The 22,282-nt window shown below is 60.4% G+C and carries 22 protein-coding genes and 2 tRNA genes; 17 read left to right on the forward strand and 7 right to left on the reverse strand.

Annotated features, from left to right (window positions below; genetic code table 11):
- Nucleotides 1-64: 64 nt before the first annotated feature.
- Nucleotides 65-1,042, reverse strand: coding sequence for a flavin reductase (locus tag CSE6_RS15205; RefSeq protein ID WP_003071341.1), 978 nt, complete (start codon nucleotides 1,040-1,042; stop codon nucleotides 65-67).
- Between the two features lie 288 nt (nucleotides 1,043-1,330).
- Between CSE6_RS15205 and CSE6_RS15210 the strand changes: the two genes are divergently transcribed.
- From CSE6_RS15210 to CSE6_RS15250, 9 genes are all read left to right on the forward strand, one after another.
- On the forward strand, nucleotides 1,331-2,518 hold the full coding sequence (locus CSE6_RS15210) for an acyl-CoA dehydrogenase family protein (RefSeq protein WP_045840125.1): 1,188 nt from the start codon (nucleotides 1,331-1,333) through the stop codon (nucleotides 2,516-2,518).
- 104 nt (nucleotides 2,519-2,622) lie between these two features.
- Complete coding sequence (locus CSE6_RS15215; protein ID WP_059440890.1) at nucleotides 2,623-4,353, forward strand: FAD-dependent oxidoreductase; 1,731 nt, start codon at nucleotides 2,623-2,625, stop codon at nucleotides 4,351-4,353.
- 15 nt (nucleotides 4,354-4,368) lie between these two features.
- Entirely contained in the window at nucleotides 4,369-6,105 is a 1,737-nt protein-coding gene (locus CSE6_RS15220) for an FAD-binding protein (RefSeq protein ID WP_059440891.1), read from the forward strand.
- 82 nt (nucleotides 6,106-6,187) lie between these two features.
- Nucleotides 6,188-7,255 carry a ferredoxin--NADP reductase gene (locus tag CSE6_RS15225; RefSeq protein ID WP_012837543.1) on the forward strand — a complete coding sequence of 356 codons (1,068 nt, stop codon included), beginning with the start codon at nucleotides 6,188-6,190 and terminating at the stop codon, nucleotides 7,253-7,255.
- A gap of 3 nt (nucleotides 7,256-7,258) precedes the next feature.
- A complete protein-coding gene (locus CSE6_RS15230; RefSeq protein WP_034410455.1) occupies nucleotides 7,259-8,881 on the forward strand; it encodes a FadD3 family acyl-CoA ligase in 1,623 nt (540 codons plus the stop codon).
- A gap of 99 nt (nucleotides 8,882-8,980) precedes the next feature.
- Nucleotides 8,981-9,056, forward strand: a tRNA-Gly gene (locus CSE6_RS15235).
- 99 nt (nucleotides 9,057-9,155) lie between these two features.
- A tRNA-Leu gene (locus CSE6_RS15240) sits at nucleotides 9,156-9,244 on the forward strand.
- Nucleotides 9,245-9,470: 226 nt separating this feature from the next.
- Complete coding sequence (locus CSE6_RS15245) at nucleotides 9,471-10,100, forward strand: DUF6806 family protein (RefSeq protein WP_003061017.1); 630 nt, start codon at nucleotides 9,471-9,473, stop codon at nucleotides 10,098-10,100.
- 74 nt (nucleotides 10,101-10,174) lie between these two features.
- Nucleotides 10,175-10,792: a M48 family metallopeptidase gene (locus tag CSE6_RS15250; protein ID WP_059440892.1), complete on the forward strand. Its 618-nt coding sequence runs from the start codon at nucleotides 10,175-10,177 to the stop codon at nucleotides 10,790-10,792.
- A gap of 9 nt (nucleotides 10,793-10,801) precedes the next feature.
- Here CSE6_RS15250 and murI read toward each other — a convergent pair whose 3' ends face one another.
- The 4 genes from murI to CSE6_RS15270 all read right to left on the reverse strand — a co-directional run bounded on the left by murI (nucleotide 10,802) and on the right by CSE6_RS15270 (nucleotide 13,520).
- Nucleotides 10,802-11,698: a glutamate racemase gene (gene murI / locus CSE6_RS15255; RefSeq protein ID WP_059440893.1), complete on the reverse strand. Its 897-nt coding sequence runs from the start codon at nucleotides 11,696-11,698 to the stop codon at nucleotides 10,802-10,804.
- A gap of 85 nt (nucleotides 11,699-11,783) precedes the next feature.
- Nucleotides 11,784-12,176, reverse strand: coding sequence for a hypothetical protein (locus tag CSE6_RS15260; protein WP_238585714.1), 393 nt, complete (start codon nucleotides 12,174-12,176; stop codon nucleotides 11,784-11,786).
- A gap of 239 nt (nucleotides 12,177-12,415) precedes the next feature.
- Nucleotides 12,416-13,006: a hypothetical protein gene (locus tag CSE6_RS15265; RefSeq protein WP_059440894.1), complete on the reverse strand. Its 591-nt coding sequence runs from the start codon at nucleotides 13,004-13,006 to the stop codon at nucleotides 12,416-12,418.
- A 49-nt stretch (nucleotides 13,007-13,055) separates the two neighbouring features.
- Nucleotides 13,056-13,520, reverse strand: a complete 465-nt coding sequence (locus CSE6_RS15270; protein WP_034360423.1) for a GNAT family N-acetyltransferase — start codon at nucleotides 13,518-13,520, stop codon at nucleotides 13,056-13,058.
- A 224-nt stretch (nucleotides 13,521-13,744) separates the two neighbouring features.
- Here CSE6_RS15270 and CSE6_RS15275 point away from each other — a divergent pair, with 224 nt between their 5' ends.
- The 8 genes from CSE6_RS15275 to CSE6_RS15310 all read left to right on the forward strand — a co-directional run bounded on the left by CSE6_RS15275 (nucleotide 13,745) and on the right by CSE6_RS15310 (nucleotide 21,638).
- Entirely contained in the window at nucleotides 13,745-16,720 is a 2,976-nt protein-coding gene (locus CSE6_RS15275; protein WP_045840132.1) for a monovalent cation/H+ antiporter subunit A, read from the forward strand.
- On the forward strand, nucleotides 16,720-17,085 hold the full coding sequence (locus CSE6_RS15280; protein WP_003061035.1) for a Na+/H+ antiporter subunit C: 366 nt from the start codon (nucleotides 16,720-16,722) through the stop codon (nucleotides 17,083-17,085). Before CSE6_RS15275 ends, CSE6_RS15280 begins: the two co-directional genes overlap by 1 nt.
- Nucleotides 17,082-18,914: a monovalent cation/H+ antiporter subunit D gene (locus CSE6_RS15285; protein WP_034407379.1), complete on the forward strand. Its 1,833-nt coding sequence runs from the start codon at nucleotides 17,082-17,084 to the stop codon at nucleotides 18,912-18,914. Before CSE6_RS15280 ends, CSE6_RS15285 begins: the two co-directional genes overlap by 4 nt.
- Nucleotides 18,911-19,411, forward strand: a complete 501-nt coding sequence (locus CSE6_RS15290) for a Na+/H+ antiporter subunit E (protein WP_034360432.1) — start codon at nucleotides 18,911-18,913, stop codon at nucleotides 19,409-19,411. Before CSE6_RS15285 ends, CSE6_RS15290 begins: the two co-directional genes overlap by 4 nt.
- Nucleotides 19,408-19,686: a K+/H+ antiporter subunit F gene (locus tag CSE6_RS15295; RefSeq protein ID WP_059440895.1), complete on the forward strand. Its 279-nt coding sequence runs from the start codon at nucleotides 19,408-19,410 to the stop codon at nucleotides 19,684-19,686. Before CSE6_RS15290 ends, CSE6_RS15295 begins: the two co-directional genes overlap by 4 nt.
- Complete coding sequence (gene mnhG / locus CSE6_RS15300) at nucleotides 19,683-20,111, forward strand: monovalent cation/H(+) antiporter subunit G (RefSeq protein ID WP_045840133.1); 429 nt, start codon at nucleotides 19,683-19,685, stop codon at nucleotides 20,109-20,111. The genes CSE6_RS15295 and mnhG overlap by 4 nt, the downstream gene beginning before the upstream one ends.
- 53 nt (nucleotides 20,112-20,164) lie before the next feature.
- Nucleotides 20,165-20,542: a fluoride efflux transporter CrcB gene (crcB, locus tag CSE6_RS15305; RefSeq protein WP_034378558.1), complete on the forward strand. Its 378-nt coding sequence runs from the start codon at nucleotides 20,165-20,167 to the stop codon at nucleotides 20,540-20,542.
- 217 nt (nucleotides 20,543-20,759) lie between these two features.
- Nucleotides 20,760-21,638 carry a TIGR00730 family Rossman fold protein gene (locus CSE6_RS15310; protein WP_034360441.1) on the forward strand — a complete coding sequence of 293 codons (879 nt, stop codon included), beginning with the start codon at nucleotides 20,760-20,762 and terminating at the stop codon, nucleotides 21,636-21,638.
- A 4-nt stretch (nucleotides 21,639-21,642) separates the two neighbouring features.
- On the opposite strand, the gene CSE6_RS26715 is transcribed toward CSE6_RS15310, so the two are convergent.
- On the reverse strand, nucleotides 21,643-21,771 hold the full coding sequence (locus tag CSE6_RS26715) for a hypothetical protein (protein ID WP_274522630.1): 129 nt from the start codon (nucleotides 21,769-21,771) through the stop codon (nucleotides 21,643-21,645).
- The gene (locus tag CSE6_RS15315; RefSeq protein ID WP_059440896.1) at nucleotides 21,761-22,282 is read right to left on the reverse strand and encodes a DUF2199 domain-containing protein; all 522 of its coding nucleotides are present in this window, start codon (nucleotides 22,280-22,282) and stop codon (nucleotides 21,761-21,763) included. The genes CSE6_RS26715 and CSE6_RS15315 overlap by 11 nt, the downstream gene beginning before the upstream one ends.

The raw sequence follows: 22,282 nt of genomic DNA on the forward strand, positions 1-22,282 counted from the left end.
TTGGAGTGGATAGGCGAAGGCTGTCTCCTGCCTTCGGGTGAGAAATCTGGGATGACGAGGCTTATCAAGCCCTGGCTTGCCAGAGCTTGGGCAGGCCGGGATCGGTGGCGGCAATCGCCTTTTTGAGCAGATTGCGCAGCGTGGCTGCCTCCATCTCGCCAAGGCTTGCTATCAAATCGGTCTCCACGGCTTTGGCTGCCGCCAGCACACGCAAGATGGCTTCGTTGCCCAGGGGCGTGAGCTGCAGCGACTCGGCGCGCTCGCGGCTTTCCTCCACCCAGCCTTTGCTGATCAGCGACTGCAGGGCCACGGCTCCGATGTCGGTGCCGGTGTAGGCCATGTGAGATGCAATTTCGGCAGGCGACTGGGGCTGCTGGATGCTCAGCAGCGAGAGCACGTAAAAATCGGCATCGGTCATGCCGTAAGCAGCCATGGGCTTGCGCAAGCCGCTCAGGAATTGAAAGTGCGCGCGGCCCATCAAATATCCGATCAGGTTTTCCGAGTAGGCGGTATTGGTGTCTGCGGCAGGTTCGCTGGCCACGGCGTTGGCCTTGCGTGAAGCCAGGGCGTAACCGCCGGTCACGTAGAGCAGGGGAGGGTGTGGGTTGGCGTCGTAGTCGGTCACCTCGCCCACAAAGATGATGTGGTCGCCGCCGTCGTACTGAAATGCCGTCTTGCACCTGAAGCGCGCGCTGCAGTCCTGCAGCAGCGGGGCATGGGCTGCCTCGGAGTCCAGCGGCAGGCCGGAGAACTTGTCTTCGCCAGCACGGGCAAAGCGGTTCGACAGGGCTTCTTGCTCGTTGGAGAGGATGTGCACATTCCAGGTGTCGGCGTTCTGGAACACAGGCAGGCTGCGGGCGTTCTTGGCCAGGCTCCACAAAACCATGGGGGGCTCCAGCGAAACCGAGTTGAAGCTGTTGGCGGTGATTCCTACAGGCTCGCCATTCTCTGCACGGGTGGTGACGATGGTGACCCCGGTACCAAACATGCCCAGGGCGCGGCGAAAGTCTTTGGGGTCGAAGGTTGCTGCAGTGCTTTGCATGGGGTGAATGTCTCCTTGGTGCAAGAGTGCTGCGAACAGGGCTTTTATGAATCCTTCACATGGACTAGCAGCGCAAAACAGGGCTTGGTGTTTGTCCTAGGCTCCGTGCTTTTGCTGTGCGGGATCAGGCTTTGGAGACGTCCGCAAACGCCTGCTTCATCGTTAGTCTGATCGGACGATGAACGGAAAATTGCATGGTGAGAGCATTTCTGTCATAGGCGAAAAGGCCTTGCCCACCACACCACAAGCCGTCCGGTGGAGCGGCAACTGGAGACCTGAATGAACACAATGACAGATAACTACCTCACCCCTGATGCGCTGGCAGTGATCGAGCGTGCCAAGGCTCTGGCGCCCAAGCTGGCGGCGCGCGCGCAGCAGGCGGATCGCGAAGGAAAGATCAGCGACGAAACCGTTCAGGAGATGGCTGAGGCGGGGCTGTTCCGTGTGCTGCAGCCAAAGCGCTGGGGTGGCTATGAAATGGATCCCCGTGTGTTCTACAGCGTGCAGATGGAGCTGGCCAAGGGCTGCATGTCCACGGCTTGGATTTACGGGGTGGTCGGCGTTCACCCCTGGCAGCTGGCGCTTTTCCCCGACCAGGCTCAGCAAGATGTGTGGGGCAAGGATAACGGCGTGCGCATCGCCTCGACCTATATGCCTACTGGCAAGGCCGAGCCCGTGGAAGGCGGATTCAGGTTCAACGGTCGCTGGAGCTTTTCCACCGGCTCCAAGCATTGCGACTGGCTGTTTCTCGGCGGTCTGCTGCCCAAGCGTGATGGCACGCCTGGCCTGGAGCATGTGACTTTTCTGGTGCCCAAGGCGGACTACCGCATTGAGGACAACTGGGATGTGCTGGGCCTGCGCGGTACAGGCAGTCATGACATCGTGGTGGAAAACGCGTTTGTCCCGGCACATCGCATCCAGTACACCAACGACCACAGCGATGTGGGCTGCCCCGGCCGCATGGAAAACACCAGCTGGCTGTTCCGCATCCCCTTTACCCATGTGTTCCAGCGTGCGGTGTCCACCGCCTGCCTGGGCGCGCTGGAAAGCGCCATCGCGTCGTTCACCGAGCGCGCGACGGCGCACGTTGGAAAGCATGGCAACAGGATGGCCGAGGACGTGAACGCCCAGACGGCCGTGACCGAAGCCACGATTGCGCTGGACCAGCTCAAGATGGTTCTCTTCCGCAATTACGCACGCATTGTGGATGCGGCCAAGACTGGTATTCAGCTGACGCTGGAGGAGCGTCTGCTGCAGCGTGCTCAGGCGTCATACGTTCCCAAGCTGACGGGCTTTCATGCCAATGAGCTGATGCGTGCCTGCGCAGCCAGCGGTACTTTCAAGAACAACCCCATCGAGCGCATCTTCCGCGACATCCATCAGGGACGTACCCACATTGCGAACAATACGGATGCCTATGTGCGCGCCTATGGCTCGCATGTGCTGGGCATTCCCAACCAGGAGCCCTTTGTCTGATTGAATTCGGGCCAAGCTGCGGCAGCGCTCTCACAACGGAGGCTGCCGCCAGCGTCTATTTGCGAGAGTCCATCCATAAAACAAAAGATTGACGGAGACAAGGTATGGCAGAACAAGAATATGACCTGATCGTCGTGGGGTCGGGGGCAGGTGCCATGTTGGGCGCCATTCGCGCGCAGGAGCAGGGCCTCAAGACTCTGGTGGTGGAGAAGACAGAGCTGTTCGGCGGCACTTCGGCCCTGTCGGGGGGCGGCATCTGGATCCCGCTCAATTACGATCAGAAGACCGCTGGCATCAAGGACGATCTGGAAACCGCATTTGGCTATATGAAGCGCTGTGTGCGCGGCATGGCGACGGACGACCGCGTGCTGGCCTATGTGGAAACCGCCAGCAAGATGGCCGAGTATCTGCGCCAGATCGGGATTCCTTATCGCGCCATGGCCAAGTATGCGGATTACTACCCCCATATCGAAGGCTCCAGGCCCGGCGGTCGCACCATGGATCCGGTTGACTTCAATGCCGCCAGGCTGGGCCTGACGGCGCTGGAAACCATGCGCCCGGGCCCTCCCGGCAATCAGTTGTTCGGCCGCATGAGCATCAGTGCCTTCGAGGCGCATTCCATGCTCTCGCGCGAGCTCAAGTCGCGCTTCACCATCCTGGGCATCATGCTCAAGTATTTTCTGGACTACCCCTGGCGCAACAAGACCAAGCGCGATCGTCGCATGACGGGCGGCCAGGCGCTGGTGGCAGGCCTGCTGACTGCTGCCAACAAGGTCGGTGTCGAGATGTGGCGCAACTCTCCGCTCAAGGAGCTGGTGAAGGATGCATCGGGCCGTGTGACGGGTGTCATCGTTGAAAGGAATGGTCAGCGCCAGCAGATCAACGCCAGACGTGGCGTGTTGTTGGGTGCTGGTGGTTTTGAGCGCAACCAGGAGATGCGTGACCAGTATCTGAACAAGCCCACCAAGGCAGAGTGGACGGCCACCCCAGTGGGAGGCAATACCGGTGATGCTCACCGGGCTGGTCAGGCCGTGGGCGCGCAGCTGGCGCTGATGGACTGGTCCTGGGGCGTGCCCACCATGGATGTTCCCAAGGAGCCGGCCTTTCGCGGCATTTTCGTGGAGCGCTCGCTGCCGGGGTGCATGGTTGTCAACAGCATAGGGCAGCGCTTTCTCAACGAGTCCGGCCCTTATCCGGAATTTCAGCAGGCCATGCTGGCCGAACATGCCAAGGGCAATGGCGGCGTGCCTGCATGGATTGTGTTCGACGCCAGCTTCCGCGCGCAAAACCCCATGGGGCCGCTGATGCCTGGCTCGGCCGTGCCGGACAGCAAGGTACGCAAGAGCTGGCTGAACAATGTCTACTGGAAGGGCGAGACGCTGGAAGATCTGGCGCGCCAGATCGGCGTGGACGCTGCTGGCCTGCAGGACAGTGCGCGCCGCATGACCGAATACGCCAGAACCGGAAAGGATCTGGACTTTGACCGGGGCGGCAATGTGTTTGACCGCTACTACGGCGATCCGCGTCTCAAGAATCCCAACCTCGGCCCCATCGAGAAAGGTCCTTTCTACGCCATGCGCCTGTGGCCCGGCGAGATCGGCACCAAGGGAGGGCTGCTTACCGATAGAGAGGGGCGTGTGCTCGACACGCAAGGCAGGATCATCGAGGGGCTGTACTGCGTGGGCAACAACTCCGCCTCCGTCATGGGGCCGGCCTACGCAGGCGCCGGTTCCACCTTGGGGCCTGCCATGACTTTTGCCTTTCGCGCCGTGGCCGACATGGTGGGTAAGCCCCTGCCCCTCGAGAACCCGCATCTGCTGGGCAAGACGGTTTGATCTGGAGGCGCAGAGATGTCCAATTTCAAAAAGCATGTCAGCACCATCAATCCTGTGGGGGCAGTCTTGGATGTGGGGTCGGCCGATGAGGTTCAGTGGTCCGATGCAAGCGATGTGGTGGTGGTCGGCTGGGGAGGCGCAGGTGCCAGTGCAGCGATTGAGGCGCGCGAGCAGGGGGCCGAAGTTCTGGTGATAGACCGCTTCAGTGGCGGTGGTGCCAGTGTGCTGTCGGGTGGTGTGGTCTATGCCGGTGGCGGTACCAGGTACCAGAAGGAGGCGGGCTTCGAGGACTCACCCGAAGCCATGACTGCCTACCTCAAGCATGAGGTCAATGGTGTGGTCAGTGACGAGACACTGGCTCGCTTCAGCCGCGACAGCGTGGCCAACCTGAATTGGCTGGAAAAGCAGGGCGCTACCTTTGCGTCGACCATGCCTGCGTACAAGACCTCCTATCCGACCGATGGCATGTATCTGTACTACTCGGGCAACGAAGTGGTGCCCGCCTACGGCAACCCGCAACTGGTCAAGAAGCCTGCACCGCGCGGTCATCGCGTGGTGGCCAAGGGGCAGTCGGGTGCGACGTTCTTTGCCGCGCTGCAAAAATCCACATTGGCGCACGGAGCCCGCACATTGACGCAGGCCCGCGTCCAGCGCCTGGTGCGCGAGAAGAACAGTGGCCGTGTATTGGGCGTGGAGGTGATGGTGTTGCCCGAAGGCGATCCACGTACCGAACGCCACAAGAAACTCGATGAGTTGGTGGCCAAGTGGCGTTTGTATCAGGCACCACGTGCCCAGGCGGGTCGTCGTGAAGCTGCGCAGATCGAAAGCGAGATCGGCGAGAAGCGCTACATCCGTGCTCGCAAAGGTGTGGTGCTGTCCACTGGCGGCTATATCTTCAATTCGGAGTTGCTGGAACGGCATGCGCCGGCTTACAAGCCCGGCTGGCTGACCGGTGCTGCGGGCTGCGATGGCTCTGGTCTGCGCCTCGGGCAATCTGTGGGAGGGATCGCTCAGGACCTGAACAATATTTCGGCCTGGCGCTTCATCACCCCACCCTCGGTCTGGCCCAAGGGTCTGGTGGTCAACACCAAAGGCGAGCGCTTCTGCAATGAACAGGTCTACGGTGCCAAGCTCGGCTACGAGATGATGGAAAAGCAGGGGGGACAGGCTTGGCTCATCATTGATAGCAAGCTGCGCAGGCAGGCTGCGTGGCAGTGCCTGTTTGGCGGTTTGTGGGCCTTCCAGTCCATGCCCGCGCTGGCGCTGATGTACAAGGTCGCGATCAAGGGCAAATCTGTCGCCGACCTGGCCAAAAAGCTTCGCATGGATGCAACAGTGCTGCAGCTCCAGTTCGATCGCGCCAATGCCGCTGCACGCGGTGAGACCGAAGACCCGTTGGGCAAGTCCCAGGACATGCGTCATGAGTTCAAGGGCGGCTCGCTGTTTGCCATCGATATCTCCATCAGCCAGAAGATGTTCCCGCTGGCCGTCCTGAGCCTGGGGGGCCTCAAGGTCAACGAGGACAACGGTGCAGTGATTGACGGTGCCGGCTATGACATTCCCGGGCTGTATGCCGCGGGGCGCACCGCCATTGGTGTGGCCTCCTCGCGTTATGTGAGCGGCTTGTCCCTGGCCGACTGCGTGTTCTCGGGCCGCCGAGCGGGCAAGGCGGCTGCACTGGAAGGGGACGAGTCCCCTGCTGCCCAGGCAGTGTGTCCGCAGGCAAGCGCTGTGGAGAGCGTCAGTTCCTGACCCCGTGGATTGGGGACGATCTTGTGCCGGGGCGCCAGTGCAAGGTTGCACAAAAGAGTGAGTGAGTAAGGGGTAAGAAGAAATGAGCAGTGAAGCCACAACAACCGCATCGCGGTATCACCCGCTGCGCGTGCGCGCGGTGATTGACGAGACGCACGATACCAAGTCAATTGTGTTCGAGGTGCCAGAGGCTCTGGCTGAGCAATTCAGCTATCGTCCCGGCCAGTTTCTGACCCTGCGACTGCCTATCGAGGGCCGTTATGTACCTCGCTGCTACTCCATGTCCAGTGCCCCGATGCTCGACGATGCCTTGCGGGTGACTGTCAAGCGCGTCGACAAGGGACGAGGCTCCAACTGGGTTTGCGACAGGGTTCAGGTGGGTGATTCCATCGAGCTGATGCCTCCCTCGGGCCTGTTCTCGCCCCGGAATCTGTCTCAGAACTTTTTGCTGCTGGCCGGTGGCAGCGGAATCACACCGGTGTTCTCCATCTTGCGCACCGTACTCAAGCAGCATCAGGGCAATGTGGTGCTGTTCTATGCCAACCGTGATGAGCGCTCGGTGATCTTCAAGAAGGACCTGCAGCAGCTGGCGGCCGAGTATCCAGATCGCCTGCAGGTCATTCACTGGCTGGACTCTGTGCAAGGCGCACCTTCGCAGAAGCAGCTCGCAGCCTGGGCCACGCCCTGGGTGGCCGATGCTGGCCAGGCCTTTATCTGCGGGCCGGGCCCTTTCATGGATGCCGCACAGGCCGCGATGATCGAGGCCGGCATGCCTGCCGAGCAGGTACATGTGGAGCGCTTTGTCTCTCTGCCTGACGAGGAGACTCTGCAACTGATGCAGGAGGCAACTGCTCCCGTGGAGGCTGCTGTCGACCAGGCCCTGGTGCAGTTGCGTCTGGACGGCGAGGAATACGAATTCAACTGCAGTGGCACGGAGACCATTCTGGAGGCCGGACTGCGCGCCGGCATCAATGTGCCCTACTCCTGCCAGGCCGGCATGTGCGCATCCTGCATGTGCCAGGTGCAGGACGGCAGCGTACATCTGCGACACAACGAAGTGCTGGATGCCAAGGATCTGTCCAAGAAGTGGACGCTGGCCTGTCAATCCGTGCCCACCAGCGAAAAGCTGCGCGTCAAATTTCCGGAGTAACTTATGTCGAATACCAACCAGAACGCGATGCCCGAGTCTTCGCTGACCTTGCCCGGTATGCTGGCTGACGTGGTCAGCCGCTTTTCCGACCGCGCGGCGATTGTCGAAAACGGCAAATCCATCAGCTATGCCCAGCTGCAGCAGCTAAGCCGCCTGGCCGCTCGTGCCTTGATGAGTCTGGGCGTGCAGGCCGGCGACCGTGTGGCTCTGTGGGCACCGAATCTCAGCGAGTGGATCGTTGCCGCCTGCGGTGTGCATGCTGCGGGCGGCGTGCTGGTGCCCTTGAACACCCGCATGAAGGGCGCCGAGGCTGCCGATATTCTCGAACGCAGCCGTGCCAGGGTGCTGGTGTGCGTGGGCGACTTCCTGAACAACTACTATCCGGATCTGCTGAACGGCCTGCGTCCTGTCACACTGCAGCAGGTGGTGGTACTCGGTGACAAGGTGCTACCCAGCGCAGATATGAACTGGGCGCAGTTCATGGCCAGGGCCGATGGCACGACTGCCGAAGCCCAGCAGCAGCGTGAAGCCCGGATCAAACCCGACGATACGGCCGATCTGATGTTCACTTCCGGCACCACGGGACGCCCCAAGGGAGTGATGTGCGCGCACCGCCCGACGATCCTGGCTTTCAAGGCCTGGTCGGATGTGGTGGGTTTGACCGAAGGCAGCCGATACCTGATCGTCAATCCGTTCTTTCACACCTTTGGCTACAAGGCCGGCTGGGTGGCGGCCTTGCTGCAGGGCTCCACCGTCTATCCCGAGCAGGTATTTGATGCGCAAGCCATCTTGCATCGCATCGAGAGCGACCGTATCAGCTTCCTGCCCGGGCCGCCCACTCTGTTTCTGTCCATGCTGGCGCATCCGGGGCTCAAGAATTTCGATCTGAGTTCGCTGAAGTCCTCCGTGACCGGTGCTTCCACAGTACCTCCCATTCTCATCAAGCGCATGCGCGAGGAGCTGGGCATCATGAATGTCACCACGGCCTACGGCCTAACGGAGTGCGGCGGTTGTGCCACGCTCTGCGAGCCCTCCGACAATGTGGAAACCGTGGCCAATACCTGTGGCAAGGCCCTGCCCGGGACCGAGGTGCGCTGTGTGGACGAGCAAGGACAGCCTGTTGCCCCAGGTGAAGCGGGGGAGGTGCTGCTGCGCGGCTATCACATCATGCAGGGCTACTTCGAGGATGAAAAGGCCACGGCAGAAACCATTGATGCCGATGGCTGGTTGCATACAGGCGATGTGGGAGTGCTTGACGAGCGCGGCTACCTGCGTATTACCGACCGCCTCAAGGATATGTTCATCGTGGGCGGCTTCAACTGCTACCCCGCAGAAATCGAGCGCATGCTGTCCAACCACCCCGATGTGGCGCAGGTTGCCGTGGTCGGGGTGGCCGACGAGCGCATGGGCGAGGTAGGCTGTGCCTGTGTGGTGACATGCAACGGCGTGGCACTGGACCAGGAGGCCTTCATCGCCTGGTGCCGCGCCAATATGGCCAACTACAAGGTTCCGCGCTTTGTTTTGCAGCTCGATGGCCTGCCCGTCAATGCCTCCAACAAGGTGCAAAAGCGCGATCTGCTGCAGATCGTCAAGAGCCGGCTCGCGCCTGCTTCACAGCCGGCCTGAACAGGACTATCTGAAAAAGCCACGCGGTTTTCGAAAACCGGCTCAAAATCGTGGCTATAATTCAAGTCTGCTCTGTAAGGCGAACGGCTTTGCAGAAATGCGGGAATAGCTCAGTTGGTAGAGCGATACCTTGCCAAGGTATAGGTCGACGGTTCGAACCCGTTTTCCCGCTCCAGATTTTGAAAAGGGAAGCAAAAGCTTCCCTTTTTTATTGCTTTGGTCGCATGGCTGATGCAATACTTCTCGCTGGCGCCCTGCGCCGGTTGTGAAGTGGGCCCCGATGGTGAAATTGGTAGACACTGCAGACTTAAAATCTGCCGCTTTTAACGAAGCGTACCGGTTCGATTCCGGTTCGGGGCACCAGAATTGAAAAGCCTGCTATATCTTGTGTAGCGGGCTTTTTTTATTTGTGACTTGAGTAGCCGTTGCTGCCCGCAGTCTTGCTGAAGGTGGGAAAATTCAGCCACTGCGATGCCGTAGGGCTGTGGGCGTCAGGCTTGGCCAAGGCGCTTGGAAAAGTCCTGGCTTCGATGCAATATGGCTTGCAGTTCTGTCATGCTGACGAGGCCTGCACTCCCAGAGAAAAAAGATGTCTAGTTACAACGCTGCTTTTGAAATTCATGTCCACGGACAGGTTCTGCTCCGTGCTGATGTTACGTATGAGCAGCTGCAAGATGCATTGCGTCCCTTGTGGGCCTATGCTGGCGCGCGCTCATTGACCGACGGCGAGGGAAGTCTCTATGAAGAAGAGCCCGGCATTCAGTTCGACGCCAAGGAGCACCTGCTGCAGATGTGCTGGACCGTGCGTGGTGACGATGATTTTCGTCAGTCCCTGGACGATATGTGCATGGGGCTCAACGAGCTGGCCGAGCAGGGCTCGCCCATCGAAGTGACCTTCTACGACACCGAGTTCGACGAGGAAGAGGCTCCTGCCGAGGCGCAAAGCCGCGATGACTTCCTGATGCTGTTTGTTGGCCCCAATCCTGCGGCCATCATGCAGGTGCAGCGCGATCTGCTGGTGCAGGATGTCATCAACATGATGGAGCGTCACTTTGACGGCGCAGAGCTCGGCGGAGTGGTGCAGGAGATCGACAAGCTGTTCTCGCAGCGCTTCGAAGCCCTGGTCAGCTCGCTGGAGCTGGGCAAGCCGCCGCGTGGTGGATCGGGGGGCTCGGCCTCCGGTCATGGCGGCAATCGCCGCCCGCGCCATCTGCATTGATTCCTTCGATCATCCGCTGTCAAAGCCCTCTGTGCTGCAGTCCCGAGACTGTGGCGGAGGGCTTGTCTTTTGTCATGAAGCCCATTCCTACACCCAAGTATTCAGGAGCCGTTACCCAGCAGCTGCGCAAGGACAGGGCTGCGCGCGCCAGCATGGGCGAAGAAGGGGTGAATGCATCCATGCCTCTGGCATTGCCCTATCTCTCGGGCTACGCGCCATCGCTGCAGAATCAGGTGCGCGACTGGCTGCTCGCGGGCAGGGCCGGTGACTGGCTGCTGCGCAAATATCCGCAGGCCCACGCGGTTCGCACGGACAGGGCGCTCTATGACTATGTCGATGCGCTCAAGGCGCAATATCTGCGCAATGCAGGGCAGTTGAACAAGGTGGCCTACGACAGCAAGATTCATGTGGTGCGCAATGCCCTGGGTCTGCATACGCGGCGTGCGATTGCGCATGGCGGCAGGCTCAATGCCCGGCACGAGATTCATGTGGCGGCCATGTTCAAGCAGGCGCCAGATGCGTTTTTGCGCATGATTTGCGTGCATGAGCTCGCGCATATCCGCATCATGGATCACGATAAGGCTTTCTATCAGTTATGCACGCATATGGAGCCTGATTACCATCAGTTGGAGTTCGATGTGCGCTTTTACCTCAGCTATCTGGACCAGGGTGGCGAGCTGCTCTGGAGCTGATGGCGCAGATCAGGCGGGTGTGGCCAAGGCGCTTGGCGAGCACACGTTGACGGCCAGGCTGCAGCCTGCGGGCAGATCCAGCCAGCGCTGGGCCGCGGCTTGCATGGCCGTCAGGCGGCCGGTCGTCATGAGCTGAATCTGATCGGCCTGGGCCAGCTGCAGCGATCCATCGGTCTCGGCTCCCAGCAGATTGCGCTGCTCCAGCATGCGCCGGGTCTGGCGTGCCACGGGGGCCCCCGTGTCCAGGAACTGGATATCGGGCCCCAGCAGGGCACGCAAATCGTCCTTGACGAACACATAGTGGGTACAGCCCAGCACCAGCGTATCCATCTGTCCTGTCTTAAGGCCGAAACTCCCCAAAGCGCTTGTGTACTTTGCGCACAGCGCTCTGATCTCCGTGGCGCTTGCATCCTCGGGCAATGCCTGCTCCGTGCTTTGCTCGATCGCCCTGGCCAGGCCGTCGCAGGCTTGGAGGTGAAACTCGGCGCGTTGGCCATGCTCCGACACCAGGCGTGCCACACGCTGGCTGGAGATGGTGCCCCGGGTAGCCATCACGCCCACATGATGGGTCTGGCTGGAAAAAGAGGCAGGTTTGATCGCCGGTTCCACGCCAATGACGGGCAGTTGCGGCAGGCGTTCGCGCAACAGTTCCACGGCCGCAGCGGTGGCGGTATTGCAGGCAATCACGAGAATCTTGATGTCGTGCTGCTCCAGCAGGTATTTCGCAATGGCCAGGCTGCGCTCCTGCACAAACGCATCGCCGCGTGCATCGCCATAGGGTGCATTGCCACTGTCGGCCAGATAGACAAACTGCTCGTGCGGCAGCTCATGGCGCAGTGCCTGCAGCACGCTGAGGCCGCCCACACCGCTATCAAAAATACCGATGGGGGAGTGAGGAGTGGGCATGGTGCAAGAGGTAGGTGGAGGCGATGGTGCGGCCGTCAGTATGCGCCGCTTTGGGTGCCGGCGGCGCCTCCAGGGCTATGGTTTATCAGGGATTCGGGCTGTCCTGGGCTGCAGGCAAGCCGCAGGTCGGGCAGAAATTATCACCATGACCGACTTCATGCCCGGCCGGGCAGTGGCGGGTCTTGAGCATGGAAGGCAGGTTCCAGCTCGAGAAGAAGATGCAAAACGCCATGCCGTAGAAGATCATCCAGTGGCCCGAGAACACGCGCAAGCCGTGCTGCTGCTCCGCCATGCCGCCCGCAATGCCGAGAAAAAAGTTGGCAAAAGCGTAAATGAAGACCGCATAGGCAGTGTTGCGCATCCAGGAGGGGCAGCCTGCGAGCACCTTCTTCCAGGAAAACTGCAGGCGATTGCCGTTGTTGATGCGCTGAGCAATCAGTGCCGCAGGCATCCAGACGGCAAAAATCCCGATGGTCATGGCGCTTGTGAATGTCTCCAGGACATCTTGAGGCAAGTGTGTTTCAAGTGCATCGATCTGCCCTGCAAATGCCGCCAAATGTGTGATTGCACTGAGCACAAAGCCCATTCCGGAAATCAGCATCAGTGGAGGCAGAAGAATTTGCATGACGGCTTGAAAAGATAAAAAAGGAGCTGAAAGCGTTTGTTTACTGGTAGTTTCAGTAGTCAGTCAGATGTTTTTTTATTGTGGCACAGCGATCAGTGCTCATCTTTTTGCTGTGGGGCCGCCAGACGAATGCTGTCCACAAGCCTGCCGAAGTAGCTTTCGCGCATGGACAGCGAGGCGGGCAATGGGGCAGATGGCAGGCTGTCGTAGCCATCTTCATCAATGCAGAACTCGAAAAACAGGTAGTCGACTTCGGGCAGCTTGAGCTGATGGCGGCAGGCATGGCGGCCTGTGCCCCGTTTTTTCTCGGCAATGGTCTGCATGCTGGTATTGCTTCCCAGGACCGCCGTATAGGCCATGGGCAGGGTTGCTGCCAGGTTGAGCCAGAGCATGAAAGCCATGAAAGCGGTGCATAGCAAGGCCATCAGCCAGCGCTTGATGGGGCCGTAGCTGAGCCAGGGGCCTGCCGGTTGCCAAAGTCCCAGCCTATGGAGTCGCAGCAGCCAGATGCCGGCGGCTGCCGTAAGTGCCAGCGCCAGATACAGCGCGATCAGCTGCCAATGCGCATCGGGTATGAAGCTGCGCCAGAAAATGGGGGCGAGTGCGCCCACCATCACCGCCATGAAAGCGACGATCAGCCATTTCTGTGGATTGGGTGTTTCGGGTTTCCAGAGCCAGTTCATGCTTGTTGCATCGGTTGGGGTGCTGCCGGTAGTTTGATCTGAGCCAGGCTCAAAGAGTTTTTCGCATACGCGCGTTGCTCAGGGCAATGCCACGTACGACGGGGATTTGCTGGCGCTGTAGCTCAAAGCCGAAATGAGCGAAGAAAGCCTGGGCATTGAGACTGACATCGGCGGTCAGCTCAGACAGGCCGTTTTGCCGTGCTGCTTGTTCGATATGTGCAAGCAGCAATCGGCCCACGCCCTGGCGCGCATATTGCGGGGCTACAAAAAAGTGGTCGATATAGCCATTGGCCTGCAGATCGGCATAACCCATGGGTGAGTCATTGGCGCAGATAGCGACAAAAGGCTTGAGTGCCTGGATGCGCTGGCGCCACTCCATCCAGTCGGGATGTTGTGGCGCCCAGGCGTCAAGCTGCACCTGGCTGTAGTGATTCACTGCCAGCTGATGAACAGCATCGTGAAACACCTGCCATAGCGCGACTTCATCTCCGGGGCGATAGCTGCGTACATGCATGGGTTGGCAGATTGATTGAGTTTGGCAAAAATGGTTTGCAGCAGATGTATGACACCGGTGCCGCGCGCAAGGGCGGCTGTGGAAGCACTTCTTTATCTGCATGCAACCCGCTGTTTTGATGGATTTTCTGTCATCAACTAAAGGTGAACTGTGGTCTAAAGTCTGTGAAATGCTCAGGTTTTTATAGCGGAAAAAATAACGTCAACCTCTAGAATGATCCGCCCATGCCCTTGATATACCTCATCCTCCTACCTTTTGCAGGCAGCCTTCTGGCTGCTTTATTGCCTGCAAATGCGCGCAATACTGAATCAACACTCGCGGGTGTCATTGCGCTGATATGCGCAATTCAGGTAGGGATGCTGTTCCCGGAAATGGCCGATGGAGCGGTGCTCAGGCAGGAGATTTCCTGGCTGCCGGCGCTGGGGCTGAATCTGGTGATCCGCATGGACGGGTTCGCCTGGCTGTTCTCCATGCTGGTCTTCGGCATTGGTGCGCTGGTGGTGCTTTACGCGCGCTACTACATGTCGCCCACTGATCCTGTACCGCGCTTTTTCTCGTTTTTTCTGGCCTTCATGGGGGCCATGGCGGGGGTGGTGCTCTCGGGAAACATCATTCAGCTGGTATTTTTCTGGGAACTGACCAGTCTTTTTTCGTTCCTGCTGATCGGCTACTGGTATCACCGCAAGGATGCGCGCCGGGGCGCACGCATGGCTTTGACGGTCACGGGAACGGGCGGGCTGGCCATGCTGGTGGGCATGCTGGTGCTGGGTCATATCGTGGGCAGCTATGACCTCGACAATGTTCTGGCTGCAGGGCAGCAGATTCGCGATAGTCACCTCTATCTGTTGGCATTGGTGCTGATTTTGCTTGGTGCGCTAACGAAGAGTGCTCAATTTCCATTTCAGTTCTGGCTGCCAAACGCCATGGCGGCTCCCACGCCCGTGTCGGCCTATCTGCACTCGGCCACTATGGTCAAGGCCGGTGTGTTTCTGCTGGCACGGCTGTGGCCGGTGCTGGCAGACACCGATGCATGGTTCTGGTTGGTCGGTGGAGCAGGTGCCATGACGCTGCTGATTGGCGGCTATTGCGCGATGTTCCAGCATGATCTCAAGGGTTTGCTCGCGTATTCGACGATTTCACACCTGGGTCTTATTACCTTGCTGCTGGGCCTGAACAGCAAGCTGGCCGCCGTGGCGGCGGTGTTTCACATCATGAACCATGCGACCTTCAAGGCTTCGCTGTTCATGGCTGCTGGCATTGTGGACCATGAAAGCGGCACGCGTGACATCAGGCGTCTCTCGGGCCTGCGCTTCATGATGCCGATCACGGCCACGCTGGCCTGTGTGGCCAGTGCCGCCATGGCCGGCGTGCCCTTGCTCAACGGCTTCATCTCCAAGGAAATGTTCTTTGCCGAGACCGTCTATCTGGATGCAGCACCCTGGGTCAAGACTGTGCTACCCGTGGTTGCGACCGTGGCGGGCATGTTCAGCGTGGCCTATTCGCTGCGCTTTACGTTCGATGTCTTTTTTGGGCCCCAGGCAAACGATCTCCCTCACGAGCCGCACGAGCCGCCGCACTGGATGCGTGTACCGGTGGAGCTGCTCGTGCTGGCTTGCCTGATCGTCGGCATCTTCCCGGCCTGGGCAGTGGGCGGTTTTCTGGCTGTCGCTGCAACTCCAGTCGTAGGCGGTGACTTGCCGCAGTACAGCCTGGCCATTTGGCATGGCTGGAATATGCCGCTCATCATGAGCCTGGTGGCGCTGGCTGGCGGTATCTTGCTCTACACCATGCTGCGCTGGCAGCGCACGGTCGGACACTTTGATACGACGCCCGTGCTGGGCCGTGTCAGCGGTCGCAGGATTTTTGAGAGTCTGCTGGCTCGCATCACCTGGCTGGGCCGGGCGGGGCGCCGCAATCTGTCCACGCGCCGCCTGCAGTGGCAGATGCTGTGGCTGGTCTGCGTTGCTCTGGTGGCAGCAGCATTGCCAATGTGGCTATGGGGCATGAAGCTGGGCAATCGCGGCACTTTGCCCGTGTCTTCGGCTTTTGTCCTGCTCTGGGCGATTGGCTGCCTGTGTGCGCTGGGCACGGCCTGGAAAGCCAAGTACCACCGGATGACTGCATTGATCATGCTCGGCGGCACGGGCCTGTGCACGGTGCTGACCTTCCTCTGGTTCTCGGCTCCCGATCTGGCTCTGACTCAACTGGTGGTGGAAGTCGCCACCACGGTGCTGATCCTGCTGGGGCTGCGCTGGCTGCCCAAGCGGGACAAGAATATGCGCACGGCCGATAACGCCGATGCCAGGGCGAAGGCACGCCGCCTGCGCGATCTGGTGCTGTCGCTGATTGCTGGTGGCGGTATGGCCTGGCTGGCGTTTGCCATGATGAGCCGGCCTTTCTATGAAAGCACCTCCACCTTTTTCCTCGAAAACGCGCTGGGCGGCGGTGGCGGCACCAATGTGGTCAATGTGATGCTGGTGGACTTCCGCGGCTTTGACACCTTTGGCGAAATCGTGGTGCTGGGCATTGTGGCCATCGTCATCTATGCGCTGCTGCGCCGCTTCCGTCCGGCACGCGAGGCCATGGACATCCCGGAGCAGCAGCGTTATGTGCCTGGCGATTTGCAGACCGACCTGCTCAACCCGCGCAATGCCAGCGATACAGCCGTGGGCTACCTGATGGTGCCAGCCGTGCTGGTGCGATTGCTGCTGCCGTTTGCGACGCTGGTGGCTGCCTATATCTTTGTGCGCGGCCATAACCAGCCTGGCGGCGGGTTTGTGGCCGGGCTGGTGTTTTCGGTCGCCTTGCTGATGCAATACATCATCTCGGGCACGCATTGGGTGGAGGCGCATCTGCCGCTGTATCCACGTCGCTGGATTGCCGCAGGTCTGCTTTTTGCGCTGGGCACAGGCCTGGGCTCGGTGGCCGTTGGCTACCCCTTCCTGACCAGCCACAGCTTTGACTTTTCGCTGCCGTTGGTGGGACATGTGCATCTCGCCAGCGCCACCTTCTTCGATATCGGGGTGTTTGCGCTGGTGGTGGGCTCCACCATGCTGATCCTGACGGCGATAGCCCACCAATCGGTGCGCGGACACCGCTTCCATGCACGCTTGCTGGAAGAGCAGGAACAAGAGGCCAAAAAGGCCGAGGCCGAGGTGCAGGCAGCCACAGCTGCAGCACTGGCAAGGGGAGGTATGTAATGGAAATCGTTTTGGCCATTGCCATCGGTGTGCTCACCGGCTCGGGCGTCTGGTTGTTGCTGCGCCCGCGTAGCTACCAGGTCATCATGGGGCTGGCGCTGCTGTCCTATGCCGTCAATCTGTTCATCTTCTCCATGGGGCGCCAGGGCCTGTCGATCAACAAGGTGCCGGTGCTGCAAAACGGTGTGCCGACCGATTTGTCGCACTATGCAGACCCCATGCCTCAGGCCCTGGTGCTGACAGCCATCGTCATCGGCTTTGCCATGACGGCGCTGTTCCTGGTCGTGCTGCTGGCATCGCGCGGCGCTTCTGGAAACGACCATGTGGATGGCGTGCACTCGCGTACCGAACAGGAAATGCTATGACTGGGTGGACCGAGCGTTTGATGCCGCACCTGATGCTGGCTCCCATCATGCTGCCCATGCTGACGGCAGCGCTGATGCTGTTTTTGCGTGAAGAGCGTCAGCGCCTGAAGCTGGGCATGAACATCCTGTCCACCACGATCAGTCTGGTGATCGTGGTCATGCTGCTGGGCTGGACCAACCAGGCGGGCTCTGCCGTCACCATGTCGGTCTATATGCCCGGCAACTGGCCGGCGCCCTTTGGCATCGCGCTGGCGCTGGACAGGCTGACTGCTCTGATGCTGCTGGTCACCTATGTGGTGGCACTGGCGGCGCTGGTGTTTTCCGCTGCGCGCTGGCACAAGGCCGGGGTGCATTTCCACCCCTTGTTCCAGCTGCAGTTGATGGGGCTCAGCGGTGCCTTCATCACGGCCGATCTGTTCAATCTGTTCGTGTTCTTCGAGATCATGCTGGCCGCCTCTTACGGTTTGCTGCTGCATGGTTCCGGCAGCACGCGCATTCAGGCCGGCCTTCACTATATCGCCATCAATCTGGCAGCGTCTTCGCTGTTCCTGATCGGCGTGTCTATGCTCTACGGCATTACCGGAACGCTCAATATGGCCGATCTGGCCCGCGCCATTCCGCAGGTGCAGGACGCCGACCGCGGCCTGCTGCATGCGGCAGCGGGTGTGCTGGGAACGGCCTTTCTGATCAAGGCGGCGCTGTGGCCGCTGAATTTCTGGCTGGTGCCTGGCTACAGTGCGGCGACTGCGCCGGTGGGAGCCTTGTTTGCGCTCATGACCAAGGTGGGGGTCTATGTCATCTTGCGCCTGTGGACCTTGCTGTTCAGCTCGGAAGCCGGGGCATCGGCCCTGTTTGGCAGTACCTGGCTGATCGTGGGCGGCATGCTGACCATGGCCTTTGGTGCGATAGGCATGCTGGGCTCGCAACGGTTGACCCATCTGGCGGGCTTCGCCGCCATTCTTTCGTCCGGTACCCTGCTGGCCGCGACGGGCTTTGGCCAGAATCTGCTGACAGCCGGCCTGCTGTATTACCTGCCGGGCTCCACGCTGGCAGTTGCGGCCCTGTTCCTGATCGCCGATGTGGTGGACCGCTGGCGCGTGGATGATGACGCGGGCGAGCCCTATGAGGATGATGAAGCGCCATTCCTCAATGCAGAGCTGTTGCCCACCGAAGGCTTCAATCTCGACGATGATGAAGAGCTCATGATCGGCCGTGCCTTCCCGGCAGCGGCGGCTTTTCTGGGTCTGAGCTTCATGGCCTGCACCTTGCTGATCTCGGGCCTGCCGCCTCTGGCCGGCTTTCTCGGCAAATTCGCCATGCTGACCAGCCTGCTCAATCCGCTGGGCATGGGGACATCCAGTGGTGTGAAGGCCGGTCCGCTGGGCTGGAGCATGGTGGCCCTGCTCATCATCACCGGTCTGATGGCGTTGGTGGCACTCACGCGCGCCGGCATCCGACATTTCTGGGCCAATCCGGAGCAGAGCGCGCCATCACTCAAGGTGGCGGAAGGCCTGCCCATCGTTGCACTGCTGCTGTGCTGTGTGGTGTTGACGGTCAAGGCCGATGATGTGATGCGCTATACCCAGCGAGCGGCCAATGCCCTGCATTCGCCCGATGTCTATGTGCGTACCGTCCTGGGTCTTGCTCCGGTACCTGCGCCCAAGGAGAAGAAGGCTCAGGAGGCTGCGGGTCCCGAGGCGGCGGCACGTGCTGCCGCGCTGGAAATGCAGGCGGAGCCCGTCCCCGGTATCGGCGATGAAAGCGAAGCTGCGCAGGATGCCGCTACCCAGACCGCCGCCTCGGCTCAGAAAGAGGAGGGCCGCCCATGAAGAACATCATGAAATCCATCTTCCCGGCACCGCTGCTGTCGGTAGCTCTGCTGGTGCTGTGGCTGCTGCTCAACCGCTCGGTCAGTGCCGGCCAGATCTTGCTGGGCCTGATCCTGGGCCTGCTGATTCCCGTGCTGCTGCGCGGCCTGCGCCCCTTGCCGGTGCGGGTCAGCCATCCGCTGAGCATTCTCAAGCTGGCATTCCGTGTGGTCTGCGACACCTCGGTCTCCAACTTCAATGTGGTGCGTTTTCTGCTGCTGCCGCGCATGCGCAAGCACCCGGCGGCCTTTGTCCATATTCCGCTCGAGCTGCGCGATCCCAACGGGCTGGCAGTACTGGCCATGATCGTCTGCCTGACGCCCGGCACTTCCTGGGCCGAAATCTCGCGCGACCGCTCCATGCTGCTGCTGCATGCGCTGGAGGTGGAGGATGCCAAGCAGATGGCCGACTTTGTGAAGTCCCGCTACGAGAGCCTGCTGATGGAGATTTTTGAATGAATCCCTGGTTTTATTGGGTGCTGATGGCATCTCTGGTCATGCTGCTGGCGGCCATGGGCTGCTCGGTGCTGCGTCTGCTCAAGGGGCCGCATGCGCAAGATCGCGTGCTGGCGCTGGACTGCATGTATCTCAACGGCATGCTGGTCATGCTGGTCATGGGCATTCTGTATGACAGCACCAACTATTTCGAGGCAGCCTTGCTGGTGGCTCTGTTTGGCTGCGTCGGCTCCACGGCCATGGCCAAGTTCCTGTTGCGCGGCGAGGTGATCGAATGAGTACCGAGGTCATTGGCGTGGATCTGCCGCTGTGGGCCCAGATTCTGGTGGCGGCCCTGGTCTTCGGTGGTTCGCTGATTGCTCTCATGGGCTCCGTGGGCTTGCTGCGGCTCAAAAGCTATTTCGAGCGCGTGCACGCGCCCTCCATCATCGCCACCATGGGCTGCTGGCTCATCATGCATGCCACCTGGATCTATTTTTCCGTCAGCGGCCAGGGCTTTGTCATGCACTCGGTGCTGATTGCCATCTTCATTGCCGTGACCGTGCCCATCACCACCATCTTCCTCATGCGCGCGGCGCTGTTTCGCTCGCGCCGGGCAGGAGAGAGCGTACCGCCCACGCTCAGCAATCTGGTGCGCAACGAACCCCTGGACGAGGAAGAGGCCGCCGAGGCCGATGAAAAGCCTGCGGCGCATAAAGCCTGAAATCCTGCCGCCCAAGCCTTTCAGGGCCGCGGTCTTGCGCTAGATTGGCAGCCATGCTCAATATTGTTGCCATCTGCATCGGTGCCTGCCTAGGCGCCCTGTCGCGTTGGGGGCTGGGACTGTGGCTGAGTGCCGGAGCCAGCATGCCCTGGGGCACTCTTGCCGCCAATCTGATCGGCGGCTATCTGATCGGCGTCTTCATCGCGCTGTTTCAGGCCATGCCCCAGCTGGACCCGGCCTGGAAACTGGCCATCATCACCGGCTTTCTCGGTGCTCTGACCACGTTTTCCAGCTACTCGGCCGAGGTCATCGGCCTGCTGCAGCAGCAGCGCCTGGCCGCAGCCCTGGGCTGGGCCTGTGTGCATCTGGTCGGCTCTCTGTTCATGACCTACATGGGTATGCTCAGCTGGAGCATCGGGTTCAGCCGTTAAGCTGGCAGACCATTTGCCACTATTGCGGCAAACTGCTTCAGCGTTTAGAGGCGAAATACTCTCCAGGGCTATAGCTTTGTGAGCGTATAGTGCAAGCATCATCTGCACTACAGGTGCATTTGAGCTTGAAGTACTTGACGGATGGGCGGTCAGCGCTACGAAATCTTTAGGGATGGCTGTAGTCCGTGCTGCTCAGCATTCTAAGAACCGAGGGTCCATGCAAATTTCTTCACCCCTGTCCGATACCGATCTGGCCAATGCCTGGGCCGAGCTGCACAACCAGGCCCATAACGGCAAAGAGCTGGAACCTCAATCCAACCGCCTTGCATTCGCCGATCCGGAGTTCATGTTCCGCCGCGAAACCCGTGGCATCCGCATGCAGCTGGAAATGCTCAAGCCAGATCTGACCCAGATCGAGCGCGGCATCGAGCACACGGTGGTTGTCTACGGCAGCGCACGCTTTGTGGATATGGAGCAGGCGCGCGAGCAGCTTGCGCAAGCCAAGGCCAGCGGCGATACCCAGCGCATGGCGCTGGCCGAACGTGGCATGCGCAATGCCGAGCGCTATGAGGCGGCACGCGCCTTTGCGCGCATCGTGGCGACCGAAGGCATGAAGCAGGCGCCCAGCGAGCGCTTCTACATCTGCACGGGCGGTGGCCCCGGCATCATGGAGGCGGCCAACCGCGGCGCGCATGATGCGGGTGCTCCCAATGTGGGGCTGAACATCTATCTGCCGCATGAACAGCATGGCAACCCCTACATCACGCCGGGGCTGAGCTTCAAGTTCCACTACTTTGCACTGCGCAAAATGCATTTCATGATGCGCGCCAAGGCGCTGGTGGCCTTTCCTGGGGGCTTCGGCACCATGGACGAGCTGTTTGAAGTGCTGACGCTGGTGCAGACCCACAAGAGCAAGCCCGTGCCCGTGATCCTGTTCGGCACGGAGTTCTGGAAGCGGGTGCTGAACTTCGATGTGCTGGTGGAAGAGGGCACCATTTCCGCCAAGGATCTGAACCTGTTCCGCTACACCGATGATCCGGCCGAGGCCTGGTCCTTCATCCAGCAGTTCTACCAGACTGGCTGGAGCAACGGATAAGCAGTCACGCCTGATCACCAAACGGCCAGAAACCGCCAGAAGATTTTCCTCTGGCGGTTTTTTGTTGCCCATCAATGCATGAAGATAGCTCTTGAGGAGCCAGCGCTTGGGCCATGTTTGGCTTAAATGCCATGCAGCGATTGCTCGGCCAGTTGCTGGGCACGCGCGATCGAAATGCCTTCATGCTGATCGACGACCAGCGCATCGCTTTCCTCATCGCAGCGGTGCAGCACCACGCGCGGGCGTGTGCCGTCGGCCTGGATATGCACATCGGCCGGGCGTGATTTTTGCGTGGGGTAGACGGCAATCAGATTGGACAGCCAGCCAAAGAAAATCGGGTCTTCGGGAGGTTTGTCGAAGGAGTCCAGATAGCGCTGAAAACTGGCTTCGCTGGCCGACACCCAGATGCCCCAGAGAAAGGGCTCGTCCAGGCCATGGATCGGCACTTCCAGAAGGGCGCGCACATAGTATTGCGTGCCTTCGGGGTGGGCGATGACGCAGAGCTCGTCGCTCAGCTCGGCCCATTCCTCGCGTTCTTGCTCGTTCAGGCGTCGGTAGGGTGCAGGGGCATCGAAAGCAAAGCTTGGCGATCCTTCGTGAATCTGATCGCATTTGCTGCATTGGTAGGCAAAGATGGCGGCCAT

The organism is Comamonas sp. E6 (assembly GCF_001010305.1).
GTDB classification, from domain to species: domain Bacteria; phylum Pseudomonadota; class Gammaproteobacteria; order Burkholderiales; family Burkholderiaceae_C; genus Comamonas; species Comamonas thiooxydans.

What these genes read in the sequence shown, in the direction of transcription:
- CSE6_RS15205 (WP_003071341.1), bottom strand. Translation starts at nt 1,042, where the DNA reads ATGCAAAGCACTGCAGCAACCTTCGACCCCAAAGACTTTCGCCGCGCC.
- CSE6_RS15210 (WP_045840125.1), top strand. Translation starts at nt 1,331, where the DNA reads ATGACAGATAACTACCTCACCCCTGATGCGCTGGCAGTGATCGAGCGT.
- CSE6_RS15215 (WP_059440890.1), top strand. Translation starts at nt 2,623, where the DNA reads ATGGCAGAACAAGAATATGACCTGATCGTCGTGGGGTCGGGGGCAGGT.
- CSE6_RS15220 (WP_059440891.1), top strand. Translation starts at nt 4,369, where the DNA reads ATGTCCAATTTCAAAAAGCATGTCAGCACCATCAATCCTGTGGGGGCA.
- CSE6_RS15225 (WP_012837543.1), top strand. Translation starts at nt 6,188, where the DNA reads ATGAGCAGTGAAGCCACAACAACCGCATCGCGGTATCACCCGCTGCGC.
- CSE6_RS15230 (WP_034410455.1), top strand. Translation starts at nt 7,259, where the DNA reads ATGTCGAATACCAACCAGAACGCGATGCCCGAGTCTTCGCTGACCTTG.
- CSE6_RS15245 (WP_003061017.1), top strand. Translation starts at nt 9,471, where the DNA reads ATGTCTAGTTACAACGCTGCTTTTGAAATTCATGTCCACGGACAGGTT.
- CSE6_RS15250 (WP_059440892.1), top strand. Translation starts at nt 10,175, where the DNA reads ATGAAGCCCATTCCTACACCCAAGTATTCAGGAGCCGTTACCCAGCAG.
- murI (WP_059440893.1), bottom strand. Translation starts at nt 11,698, where the DNA reads ATGCCCACTCCTCACTCCCCCATCGGTATTTTTGATAGCGGTGTGGGC.
- CSE6_RS15260 (WP_238585714.1), bottom strand. Translation starts at nt 12,176, where the DNA reads ATGACCATCGGGATTTTTGCCGTCTGGATGCCTGCGGCACTGATTGCT.
- CSE6_RS15265 (WP_059440894.1), bottom strand. Translation starts at nt 13,006, where the DNA reads ATGAACTGGCTCTGGAAACCCGAAACACCCAATCCACAGAAATGGCTG.
- CSE6_RS15270 (WP_034360423.1), bottom strand. Translation starts at nt 13,520, where the DNA reads ATGCATGTACGCAGCTATCGCCCCGGAGATGAAGTCGCGCTATGGCAG.
- CSE6_RS15275 (WP_045840132.1), top strand. Translation starts at nt 13,745, where the DNA reads ATGCCCTTGATATACCTCATCCTCCTACCTTTTGCAGGCAGCCTTCTG.
- CSE6_RS15280 (WP_003061035.1), top strand. Translation starts at nt 16,720, where the DNA reads ATGGAAATCGTTTTGGCCATTGCCATCGGTGTGCTCACCGGCTCGGGC.
- CSE6_RS15285 (WP_034407379.1), top strand. Translation starts at nt 17,082, where the DNA reads ATGACTGGGTGGACCGAGCGTTTGATGCCGCACCTGATGCTGGCTCCC.
- CSE6_RS15290 (WP_034360432.1), top strand. Translation starts at nt 18,911, where the DNA reads ATGAAGAACATCATGAAATCCATCTTCCCGGCACCGCTGCTGTCGGTA.
- CSE6_RS15295 (WP_059440895.1), top strand. Translation starts at nt 19,408, where the DNA reads ATGAATCCCTGGTTTTATTGGGTGCTGATGGCATCTCTGGTCATGCTG.
- mnhG (WP_045840133.1), top strand. Translation starts at nt 19,683, where the DNA reads ATGAGTACCGAGGTCATTGGCGTGGATCTGCCGCTGTGGGCCCAGATT.
- crcB (WP_034378558.1), top strand. Translation starts at nt 20,165, where the DNA reads ATGCTCAATATTGTTGCCATCTGCATCGGTGCCTGCCTAGGCGCCCTG.
- CSE6_RS15310 (WP_034360441.1), top strand. Translation starts at nt 20,760, where the DNA reads ATGCAAATTTCTTCACCCCTGTCCGATACCGATCTGGCCAATGCCTGG.
- CSE6_RS26715 (WP_274522630.1), bottom strand. Translation starts at nt 21,771, where the DNA reads ATGGCATTTAAGCCAAACATGGCCCAAGCGCTGGCTCCTCAAGAGCTA.
- CSE6_RS15315 (WP_059440896.1), bottom strand. Translation starts at nt 22,282, where the DNA reads ATGGCCGCCATCTTTGCCTACCAATGCAGCAAATGCGATCAGATTCAC.